General features: G+C 69.5%; 18 protein-coding genes. 15 read left to right on the top strand and 3 right to left on the bottom strand.

The features are described 5' to 3' along the window. Nucleotides 1-67: 67 nt before the first annotated feature. The 3 genes from KIK09_RS56755 to KIK09_RS56745 form a co-directional block, all read right to left on the bottom strand. The gene (locus KIK09_RS56755) at nucleotides 68-1,660 is read right to left on the bottom strand and encodes a site-specific integrase (RefSeq protein WP_214327892.1); all 1,593 of its coding nucleotides are present in this window, start codon (nucleotides 1,658-1,660) and stop codon (nucleotides 68-70) included. A gap of 4 nt (nucleotides 1,661-1,664) precedes the next feature. After that, nucleotides 1,665-2,090, bottom strand: a complete 426-nt coding sequence (locus KIK09_RS56750) for a hypothetical protein (protein WP_214327891.1) — start codon at nucleotides 2,088-2,090, stop codon at nucleotides 1,665-1,667. A 198-nt stretch (nucleotides 2,091-2,288) separates the two neighbouring features. Continuing rightward, on the bottom strand, nucleotides 2,289-2,756 hold the full coding sequence (locus tag KIK09_RS56745) for a helix-turn-helix domain-containing protein (protein WP_214327890.1): 468 nt from the start codon (nucleotides 2,754-2,756) through the stop codon (nucleotides 2,289-2,291). A 154-nt stretch (nucleotides 2,757-2,910) separates the two neighbouring features. Between KIK09_RS56745 and KIK09_RS56740 the strand changes: the two genes are divergently transcribed. The 15 genes from KIK09_RS56740 to KIK09_RS56670 are packed head-to-tail and all read left to right on the top strand — an operon-like array spanning nucleotide 2,911 to nucleotide 8,120. After that, nucleotides 2,911-3,156, top strand: coding sequence for a helix-turn-helix domain-containing protein (locus KIK09_RS56740; RefSeq protein WP_214327889.1), 246 nt, complete (start codon nucleotides 2,911-2,913; stop codon nucleotides 3,154-3,156). Next, complete coding sequence (locus tag KIK09_RS56735) at nucleotides 3,153-3,506, top strand: hypothetical protein (protein ID WP_214327888.1); 354 nt, start codon at nucleotides 3,153-3,155, stop codon at nucleotides 3,504-3,506. Before KIK09_RS56740 ends, KIK09_RS56735 begins: the two co-directional genes overlap by 4 nt. Before the next feature lie 17 nt (nucleotides 3,507-3,523). Beyond that, nucleotides 3,524-3,841, top strand: coding sequence for a hypothetical protein (locus KIK09_RS56730; RefSeq protein ID WP_214327887.1), 318 nt, complete (start codon nucleotides 3,524-3,526; stop codon nucleotides 3,839-3,841). Between the two features lie 7 nt (nucleotides 3,842-3,848). Beyond that, a complete protein-coding gene (locus tag KIK09_RS56725; RefSeq protein WP_214327886.1) occupies nucleotides 3,849-4,088 on the top strand; it encodes a hypothetical protein in 240 nt (79 codons plus the stop codon). After that, a complete protein-coding gene (locus KIK09_RS56720; RefSeq protein WP_214327885.1) occupies nucleotides 4,085-4,228 on the top strand; it encodes a hypothetical protein in 144 nt (47 codons plus the stop codon). Before KIK09_RS56725 ends, KIK09_RS56720 begins: the two co-directional genes overlap by 4 nt. After that, nucleotides 4,225-4,851 (top strand): hypothetical protein, encoded by a 627-nt coding sequence (locus KIK09_RS56715; RefSeq protein WP_214327884.1) that lies wholly within the window; start codon nucleotides 4,225-4,227, stop codon nucleotides 4,849-4,851. The genes KIK09_RS56720 and KIK09_RS56715 overlap by 4 nt, the downstream gene beginning before the upstream one ends. After that, nucleotides 4,848-5,057 (top strand): hypothetical protein, encoded by a 210-nt coding sequence (locus KIK09_RS56710; RefSeq protein WP_214327883.1) that lies wholly within the window; start codon nucleotides 4,848-4,850, stop codon nucleotides 5,055-5,057. The genes KIK09_RS56715 and KIK09_RS56710 overlap by 4 nt, the downstream gene beginning before the upstream one ends. Next, nucleotides 5,054-5,413, top strand: a complete 360-nt coding sequence (locus KIK09_RS56705; RefSeq protein WP_214327882.1) for a hypothetical protein — start codon at nucleotides 5,054-5,056, stop codon at nucleotides 5,411-5,413. The genes KIK09_RS56710 and KIK09_RS56705 overlap by 4 nt, the downstream gene beginning before the upstream one ends. Continuing rightward, nucleotides 5,410-5,730, top strand: coding sequence for a phage integrase central domain-containing protein (locus KIK09_RS56700; RefSeq protein ID WP_214327881.1), 321 nt, complete (start codon nucleotides 5,410-5,412; stop codon nucleotides 5,728-5,730). Before KIK09_RS56705 ends, KIK09_RS56700 begins: the two co-directional genes overlap by 4 nt. Then, a complete protein-coding gene (locus tag KIK09_RS56695) occupies nucleotides 5,727-6,329 on the top strand; it encodes a hypothetical protein (RefSeq protein WP_214327880.1) in 603 nt (200 codons plus the stop codon). Before KIK09_RS56700 ends, KIK09_RS56695 begins: the two co-directional genes overlap by 4 nt. Then, nucleotides 6,326-6,652: a hypothetical protein gene (locus tag KIK09_RS56690; protein WP_214327879.1), complete on the top strand. Its 327-nt coding sequence runs from the start codon at nucleotides 6,326-6,328 to the stop codon at nucleotides 6,650-6,652. Before KIK09_RS56695 ends, KIK09_RS56690 begins: the two co-directional genes overlap by 4 nt. Next, a complete protein-coding gene (locus KIK09_RS56685) occupies nucleotides 6,649-7,020 on the top strand; it encodes a hypothetical protein (protein ID WP_214327878.1) in 372 nt (123 codons plus the stop codon). Before KIK09_RS56690 ends, KIK09_RS56685 begins: the two co-directional genes overlap by 4 nt. Further along, a complete protein-coding gene (locus KIK09_RS56680) occupies nucleotides 7,017-7,424 on the top strand; it encodes a hypothetical protein (RefSeq protein ID WP_214327877.1) in 408 nt (135 codons plus the stop codon). Before KIK09_RS56685 ends, KIK09_RS56680 begins: the two co-directional genes overlap by 4 nt. Further along, a complete protein-coding gene (locus KIK09_RS56675; RefSeq protein ID WP_214327876.1) occupies nucleotides 7,421-7,750 on the top strand; it encodes a hypothetical protein in 330 nt (109 codons plus the stop codon). The genes KIK09_RS56680 and KIK09_RS56675 overlap by 4 nt, the downstream gene beginning before the upstream one ends. After that, nucleotides 7,737-8,120, top strand: a complete 384-nt coding sequence (locus KIK09_RS56670) for a hypothetical protein (RefSeq protein WP_214327875.1) — start codon at nucleotides 7,737-7,739, stop codon at nucleotides 8,118-8,120. The genes KIK09_RS56675 and KIK09_RS56670 overlap by 14 nt, the downstream gene beginning before the upstream one ends. The last annotated feature ends 148 nt before the right edge of the window (nucleotides 8,121-8,268 follow it).

The raw sequence follows: 8,268 nt of genomic DNA, 5'->3' as shown, positions 1-8,268 counted from the left end.
GTTCACACCGAAGAGGTCACTGGTTCGATCCCAGTATCGCCCACCAGCTCAGAGGCCGTTTCGCCGGTTAGGCGAGGCGGCCTCTCGCATGTTTGGGAACGATTTGGGAAACAGAGATCATCTCGACGTTACCCTCGCGCCACGGGGCCATCGCCGCATCCAAGATCGGCACCGGGGATCGCGGGTGGATCTTGAACCGCTCAGCGACCCCGCTGTCCCATAAGCCGGTCAGGAGAGTCAGCAGGTCGGTCACCATCTGGTCGGTGATCTGCCCGTACAAGCCGGACATGGAAAGGTCCTCGTGCCCCATCCGGTCGACCTTGAGCGCCTTCTTGATCCCGCCGTCATCCATCCACGTCTGGAGGCTGTACCGGAGCCCGTGCGGGGTGAGTCCGAACATGACGGGCGCCCACGACGCGATCTGGCGCGTACGGAGATCGTCGGCGTCGTAGAACCACTGCCCGCGCTGGCGGGGAATCACGAACTCCTCGGGCGGCTCTGGCCACTCCTCCCAGTCCATCTCCCGCGGCACCGCGGCGTACGGCCAGGGCGGCTGCAGCGGCTGCCCCGGGAACGGGATGTCCTCCTCTCCCCATGTGCCGCCGCCGACCTGAACGGTTACCGGCCGCGGCGGCCGGGCCCGTGCCCCGCTCTTGCCCGGGTACATGCCGTCCGCCGCCGGCCGCATGATGCGCGTGCCGAAGTTGCCGCGCTGGTAGTGCGCGCCCTCGGGGGTCAGGAACAGAAGGCGGCGCTTGCCACTGCTGACGCACCACTCGACATGCTCGATCCCGTCGACATGGGGCAGGTCCTCGGACCGCTTACTGCAGCTGCACGGCCGCGCGCGCTCGGCCTGCTCCTCGAGGAGGGCCCAGAGCCAGGCCGGGATGTCGAGCTGGCGAATGCTCCCGTCCTTCGGGATCCCCCAGTAGAACCCGGACAGCTCGTAGAGCTTCCACTGGATGTCCAGCTGGCGCTCCCGACGCAGGAGGCTGTCGGGCGTGAGCGCCAGGACCTCGCTCCACCGCAGCCCCGTGAAGGCCTTCGTCACGAGCATGAGGAACACATCCGGGTTGCCCGCCAGGATCGCGGCGCGCTCGGCGACCAGGATCACCTGGAGCGGGCTCGCCCAGATGCGCGCCTTCGCCTGGTGCCGCGCGACCCGTTTCAGACCCTTGCGGCCCTTGCCTCTCCGGCGTAGCGCCGGGTTGAAAGCCAGGTGCAGCGGAACGGCATCGTTGAGGATCGTGATCAGCTGCGAGCGGGCGTCGCGCGCGGTGCGGGGCGCGTACCCGGCGCGCACGATGTCACGCTCCCAGGGAGCCATCTCCTCGGCCGCAATGGACACCAGCTCGCGGGTGCCCCACCGGGGGAGCAGGTGCCCCTCGATCACGGATCGGATCTTCGCCATGGTCGACGGCTCCAGGTCCTGCCCGGAGTACCAGGTCGGCGCCCACTCGGCGAAGGTGATCTTGGGGGCGTCGGGGTCGACCCACTTGCCGCGGCGGATCAGCTCCTCCTGGTAGAGGCCAGCGTTGTACGCAGCCTCCTCATCGGCGAAGTGCTCGCCCTTCTCGTCGAACGTCAGGCGCTTGATCTTGCCGTCGGGCTTGCGGTACTTGACGGTCCAATGGCCGCTGCGGAATTCGGGCCAGGGCATCGCATCACGCTCCAGTCCAGAGGTGTGGCTGATCAGGGAGTTCTAGTCCAATGACCGTTGTTGGGGGCTCGTAGAACCGCATGGTCTCAGTGCCAAGCAGTTCCACGGTGGTCGCGAGATCGGCCGTGATCAGGTACTCGGGGATCGGGACGAATATGCCACCCGGCGTGATCGTCGGCACGATGTGGTCGGGCGCGGCCTGGTCGTGCCGCACGATATGAACTCTTCCCCAGAGGGTGGGGGATGGATCGTTCCTGGGCTTCAGGTTGGCGACGATGGCGTTGCTCACGCCGGCGAGGGGGACGAGGAGGCGGTGATTGATCTGTTCCTGGTCGACCACCACTTCGGTGTGGTCGTCGCTGAGTCTCACCGCGGCTGGCTGACCTAAGGGAAGTTGGGAGCGGTTGACGGCGTGGTACGTGACGAGCATGAGAGAGCCCTCCGGGGGCCTGTGCTGGTGCTGGGCAGGCGCCATACGTCGATTACGGACGTGACTGAAAACGCCTGAAATCCGGAGTGTTACATCTCCGACCCCTTATGTCACAGTGGTGTGATCTGTGCTATCTGGGCAAATTGGGAGTAAATACGTCTTAAGTGACGTGAATGTTTCCTTGCGGACAGGTTCGACTCACGTGTCCCTCTCTTGACGAAGGCGATCTAGATATGTGGCGAGGTCTTCTGCCTGTCGGCGAACCTGCTCGCGATCCTCGTCCGAAAGGGCTGGCGGGACGGTGAGCAACATGGTGCCGCGATCGACCGGGACGCTCATGACCTCGCGTTCGGGGCCGTACATCTCGCGAAGGATCTCCGCAGCCTCGAGGGCGTTGGTCCGCCCGAGGGCTCCAAGTCGTGCAAGATCGTCCGGCTTCAGGCCTACAGCATGCGCCATGTGGGCCAGCGTTGATGGTGTGGCAACAACCGGAACCTGCTGACCCTTCTGTGGTGTGCGGTAGCCGCGTTCGACGTGCCCCCACGTATCGGCAGTGATGCCTGCCCGTTTAGCGGCTTCCGCTACCGGAAGTCGAGGCCTCAAGCTCTCGCGAGTGCGCCTGATGAGCACGCCTTCAGGTGTCGGTCCCGGTGTCTCTGCAGCCATGGCCTCTCGTCCCTTCCGGTGCAGCGGAATCCAGAGGAATACAGGAAAAGACTCCTGGTCACGCCCATCAGAATGCAAGTTGAGCCAGAGCAATGCTACTTACGCCAAAGATGTAACTTGATATTCTCTGGCTTCCTCTGGCATCCTCTGGCATATGAGCACACCTCGCGCGCCCGGTGAGCGGGCGCTGAACCAGGATCCGAACGCTCTTCGCGGGCGCCGCATAGCAGCCGGGTTAAGCAAGGTGGCATTGGCCGAAAAAGCCCAGATCAGCACGACGCACATGACACAGGTCGAACTCGGACAGAAGTCCGCCTCGCCTGCGGTGCTCGTACGCCTGGCCAAGGCGTTGGGGTGCGACCCCGAAGACCTGATGGCCAGGGAGCTGATCGCGAAATGACCGCCGCGCCCGACGTGCCTGAATACCGGCTGTACACCAGCGCCCAGGCGGGGAAGCGGGCTGGCATCTCCGGCCGCACGTTCTCCAGGCTGGCCCGCGAGCGGTCGGTCCAGCACACCAGGAACGGGCGCCTCGTCTTCTGGACCGACGAACAGATCCGCGATGCGGTCGCGTATCTGGCCACGAACGCCGAGAAGTCACCCTCCTCGAGCCGCGGCGAGGGCGGCTCATCACGGCCACATGACTCTCACCGAGGCACAGCCCGCTCTGGCCACGCCGAGCAGAAGAGCACCGTCGTGACGCTCGTCGCCAAGCCCGGCCGCAGATACCGCGCCGACGCATTCGGATAAGCCCCCAGGAGTTCCCGATGACCATGCCCACGCAGGACGCTCCCCAGCGCCCCATCGATTCGCGTGTGCGCTACTACCGCTTGTCCACGCCGGACGGCGTCGCCGTCGTCGTGGGCCTGGCGGCCGCCGGCGAGCCGGTCACCATCACCGTCGCGCAGCCGAGCCCGGCCGTGCTGATCCTGCCCTACGACGAGGCCTGGGCCCTGTGGGCCTGCCTGGCCGACGGGCTCGGCGTGGCCGGCGAGCCGCCCGCGTGGGTGCCCGAGATGCTCGACCCGACCGACATCGAGCACGAGCCGCTGCCCAGCCTCGGCGTGCCCGACCGGCCGTTCTAGGCCCGGCATGGAAGTCCGCCTGATCGGCAGCCCGGCGGAGGTCCGCATCGGGATCACCTCTCTCAAGAGGACCTATCCCGGCACCACCGTACGGAGCATCAGGACCAGCAACCGCGGCCTCGGCAGCGTGCGCGCCTACCTGACGGTTCCGCTCGACGAGCCCGACACCGTACAGGCCGCCACCGACAAAAACGAAGGTCTCCCAGCAAAGCCGGGAGACCCACAGCGAAGGAACCAACTCCGTTGATCAACCACCCTATCTACCTGCTCGACCAGGCGTCGAGCGCCGAGCAGCCGGGCGCCTGCACGCCCGCCAGCTGCGACAGCGTCCCCTGCGCGATGGAGATCGAGGCCGCCTGGGCCCGGATGAGCGAGGCCCACCGGTGAACCCCCGCGAGACGTACATCGCCGAGGCGACCGTCGCCGCGATCGACTTCACGGGCCGCATGCTCGGCGCAATCGAGGACGGGAACTGGTCCTACGCCAAGGACAAGTTGAGTCAGCTGTATCGCGCGCTCGATCAGCTCGACACGCAGCTGGCGCGTACCAGCCCTGCCGCGGCCGGCACCCCCGTCGCCGAGCACATCCGCCGAGAGTCGCGGCACTACCCCATCGGCAAGGCGCTATACGGCACGCCGCCCGCCGCGGCGAGCCCGCTCGCGCAGGCCGAGGAGGCGAAGCGTCGCCGAGACCTGATGGGCGAGCTGCACGCGTTGACGGCCGGGTACGGCGAGCTGACTGAGGCGCCCTGGTACCCCGCCCGCGCCGGCGACATCGTGCACGTCCAGTACGAGGCCCTCGGCGGCGAGACGTACGTGGTTGAGGACTCCGCCGAGGAGGGCGGCCTGGTGCTGCGGCCGCTGCACCACTCGGCCGGCATGGCCGCCCCCGGCTGCTTCGCGCCCGGCATGGTCGACGACCCGCTGATGGAGGCGTGGATGGAGGCCGGGCCGCACGCGCTCACGCTCGTCCGCGACGGCAAGGTCGTCCACGGCGGGGGTGCGGGATGACCGAGATCTTCAGCACGCTGCCCGACCAGTCCTTCGACTGGACGCGCGACCTCGACCCCGACGTGCGCGCCGACGTGACCACCTGGCTGGAGATCGGCGACCGCGCGTTCCTGTACGTCGACGCCGTCACGCCGGGCCCGCGCTCGGCGGGCGTCCGCGTCGACCAGGCGCTGGCCGAGCACGGTCTGCCGGAGCGTGTGCGATGACGACCCGCGTGGCGCCGAACCCGCCGAGCCCATACGCGACGGCCGACCCGAGCGTCCGGCACCTGTTCCCAGTGCCCGCCTTCCTGAAGGCGCCGCCGCTGCCGGGCACGCTCGCGCCTACAGGCTGTGCCGAACTCGCAGTCGTGCCGCCGGCGCCCATCGAGCTCATGCCCGGCCAGCCGCTGCCCGACGGCCTGTGCGCAGGCTGCATCGCCTCGCTGGAGGCCGACACCATCCAGGCCAACACCGGCCCGGTGACGGCCTGCGATCGGTGCGGCATGACCACCAGCCACGGCAGATGGTGCGCACTTTGCCGCGCCGAGCTCCACCGGATCACGGAGCGTGAGGCGCGATGACCAGCAACCGCAAGCCGTCGCGCCCCGACCCGGCGACCCCGTTCACGGACTGGGCGGTCGCATGGTTCGAGGCCCGCGACTGGGAGCCGGTCACGGAGACCATGCAGCGCGAGATCCTGCAGCGCTACCTGCTGCCCGCCTTCGGTGAGCGACCCCTCGGCTCGATCAGGGCGGCCGAGATCCTGCCCTGGGAGGAGTCCATCCTCCGCTCCGGCCGGTCGCAGCACACCGCCCGCGCGGCGTCCCACTTGCTGATCCTCATCCTGCATGCCGCGGGCGTCGACCGCGGCAAGCCGACCGCCGGGGGTGGCCGGTGATCGCGCCCGACTACCTCGACTTCCGCACCGTCCAGCACGCCAAGGAGTGCACCGCGGCGGGCTGGCAGGTCCTGGAGCGCACACGCGAGGACCTCGGCGGCCGGTCGAATCTGACGATCCGCCTGGTGTGCCCGCGGCCCAAGGGCTGCGGCATCTTCCACCAGTGGACAGTCGACCTGGCGCCGGATCGCGACGACGGCGGCGACCGCCGCTCGGGATGTACCTACGAGGGTGGGCCCGTCGAGCGCATCGGGTACGGCACGCCGCCGATCAAGACCGGCGGCGTGTGGCTGCACGCCGGGCCGCCGCTCGTCTCCTTCAGTTGGGCCGACGAGGGCCCGGATTACTTCGTGGTCACTGCCAGCAGCGCGCCGCCGGCCGAGCCCGGCGACGTGCTCGGCATCATCGGCCAGGGCCGCAAGGACGGCCGGCAGCTGAAGGGCCGCTGGTGGGCGGGCGCCGGCTACCGGACCGGGAGGTACGGCCTGAGCCCGGCGCACACCACCGACCAGGTGGCCAGCCGCGGCGCCGCGGTGCGCTGGGTGCTCGAGCACGTCGCGGTCGACGGCGAGCCCGCCCCGGGCGGTGAGGCCGGATGATCTCGATCCGCCATCGGCAGGCGATCGCCGCGGCGATCCTGGCGGACCTGTTGCTGACCCGCGAGCTGCCCGTGATGGATTGGGAGCTGAGCGACCATCCGGAGGAGCCCGCGCTGCTGGCACATCCGGGCCGCGGGCTCACGGACGAGCAGGAGGTCGATGCGGTCCGCCGGTGGGCGGCCGCGCTCAGCCTCCCACCTCCAACGTGGAAGCCTGACCCGCCCGTCGGCGGCATGTACGGCAGCTCGGGGTGCGCTCAAGGCAGCACCACCGCTCGTGTATCGGTCTTCCTCGAGGAGCCGCCGAGTGGTGAGGCCCGGTGAGCGCGCCGATCGACTACCGCCGCCCCGAACACCAGCTGCTCGTGCTCGCCGTCGGCATCGAGGAGATCGAGCGGGCCGGGCAGCTGCAGCTGCTCGCCTCCGACGTCATCCCGACCCGGCTAGTGGGCTGCGACGAGCAGCTGCTCGCCGGTCTCGGATTCGAGCTCGGCGACCAGGTCGCCGACGACCCACTGTTCCGGTACGCGACCCTGCCGAACGGGTGGAGGTGGCGGGCCGCCGAAGACGCACGCGGCTCGTACCTGGTCGACGAGCGCGGCCGCGACCGGTTCTCGGTCTGGTACAAGGCCGCGCCATACGACCGCTCGGCCAGCGTCGCCTACCTTCCGCTCCCCGAGGAGGGAACGTGATGGTGGAGTTCCCGCTGCAGCTGCCCGCCCGCGGGCTGCCGACCCGGATGGGCAGCTCCTACCTGGCGCGCCTGTGGGACGTCGACTACCGGAACATCGTCCGCTGGGCTGAACTCGGGCTGCTCGAGTTCCGGCAGGAGGGGTTGGCCCGCGTCTACTACCGGCCCGCGGTCGAAGCCTTCGCCCGCGCGGCCATCCCGGTGCGGCTCCTGAAGCCGGACATGGTCGTACGGCACCCGCGCTGGGCGGCTGGCACGCCAGTCCGCGTGATCGAGGCGCTGCCCGGGCCGCTGATGTGGTCGGTCACCTACCGGACCGCCGACGGCACGCTGGAGCATCCGCCGCGTTGCCCCGGCTACCGGATCGTGCTGCAGGTTCCCGACGGCCAGGCGGGTGACCTGTGACGCGGCCCAGCCGCCCGGCCGAGCCCGACACCACGCACCTGCAGCGGGCCGCCGTCAATGCGCTGTACAAGGTCCTGGCAACGCACCGAGGGCTGGACACGCTGCGCTGGTCCCTGGCCCCACGCGGATGCGGCCTGACCGGCTACGTGGTCGACGTCGACGCCTACAGCATCGAGCTGCACTTCGCCGAGTGGCAGCGCGCACTCGCGCTCGATCTCCTCCCGTCCACGCCCGGCCGACTGGTGGCCGCCGGGCTTGTGCACGGCTGCCGCATCACCCTGATCGCCACCATCCCCACGAAAGAGATCGAACATGAGCGTCCTTGAAGAGACGATCACCACCGCGCTCGGCTGGCCCGAGGCCGGCCGCGTGCAGCAGGTGCCCGGGTATCGGGCGCGCGCCGAGCTGGTTCTCGGCGGCGGCACGAGCGTCTGGTTCGACGACCGCGGTGCGCTGCTCGCCCTGATCAACGCCGCCTCGCACCAGCTGACCCGGCTGGAGGACATCGCTCGCCGGGAGGCCGAGCGCTCCCACCCGAGCCAGCAGCCGCCGCCCGACGAGGTGTCGATCGTCCGCCCCTACATCACGCGGCACCAGCCGGTCGCGCCCGTCGTGGGGCTCAGCGCCGCCCCGCTCGCGCCGGAGACCGCCGAGGAGGCGGTGCCGGACCCTCACTCACCGGTGGCCCGCGCCTAGCAGGCCACCACCGCCCCCGACACGGCCACGAGAGCCTCTGGCAGCGCCTGGCGGCCCGCTGGAAAGCCAGCTGGCACGACGCCGCCCAGTCGCTCAGCTGGAGCTCGTGGACCTAACCGCTCCGCCCCCGTCGGCCACTTCCCCGGCC

Source organism: Nonomuraea sediminis (genome assembly GCF_018531495.1).
Classification (GTDB): Bacteria; Actinomycetota; Actinomycetes; order Streptosporangiales; family Streptosporangiaceae; genus Nonomuraea; species Nonomuraea sediminis.
The sequence above is the reverse complement of the archived record's forward strand: the minus strand, read 5'-3'. Positions and strand labels throughout refer to the sequence as shown.

Coding starts and splice junctions, on each gene's coding strand:
- KIK09_RS56755 (WP_214327892.1), bottom strand. CDS start 1,660: ATGCCCTGGCCCGAATTCCGCAGCGGCCATTGGACCGTCAAGTACCGC.
- KIK09_RS56750 (WP_214327891.1), bottom strand. CDS start 2,090: ATGCTCGTCACGTACCACGCCGTCAACCGCTCCCAACTTCCCTTAGGT.
- KIK09_RS56745 (WP_214327890.1), bottom strand. CDS start 2,756: ATGGCTGCAGAGACACCGGGACCGACACCTGAAGGCGTGCTCATCAGG.
- KIK09_RS56740 (WP_214327889.1), top strand. CDS start 2,911: ATGAGCACACCTCGCGCGCCCGGTGAGCGGGCGCTGAACCAGGATCCG.
- KIK09_RS56735 (WP_214327888.1), top strand. CDS start 3,153: ATGACCGCCGCGCCCGACGTGCCTGAATACCGGCTGTACACCAGCGCC.
- KIK09_RS56730 (WP_214327887.1), top strand. CDS start 3,524: ATGACCATGCCCACGCAGGACGCTCCCCAGCGCCCCATCGATTCGCGT.
- KIK09_RS56725 (WP_214327886.1), top strand. CDS start 3,849: ATGGAAGTCCGCCTGATCGGCAGCCCGGCGGAGGTCCGCATCGGGATC.
- KIK09_RS56710 (WP_214327883.1), top strand. CDS start 4,848: ATGACCGAGATCTTCAGCACGCTGCCCGACCAGTCCTTCGACTGGACG.
- KIK09_RS56705 (WP_214327882.1), top strand. CDS start 5,054: ATGACGACCCGCGTGGCGCCGAACCCGCCGAGCCCATACGCGACGGCC.
- KIK09_RS56700 (WP_214327881.1), top strand. CDS start 5,410: ATGACCAGCAACCGCAAGCCGTCGCGCCCCGACCCGGCGACCCCGTTC.
- KIK09_RS56690 (WP_214327879.1), top strand. CDS start 6,326: ATGATCTCGATCCGCCATCGGCAGGCGATCGCCGCGGCGATCCTGGCG.
- KIK09_RS56670 (WP_214327875.1), top strand. CDS start 7,737: ATGAGCGTCCTTGAAGAGACGATCACCACCGCGCTCGGCTGGCCCGAG.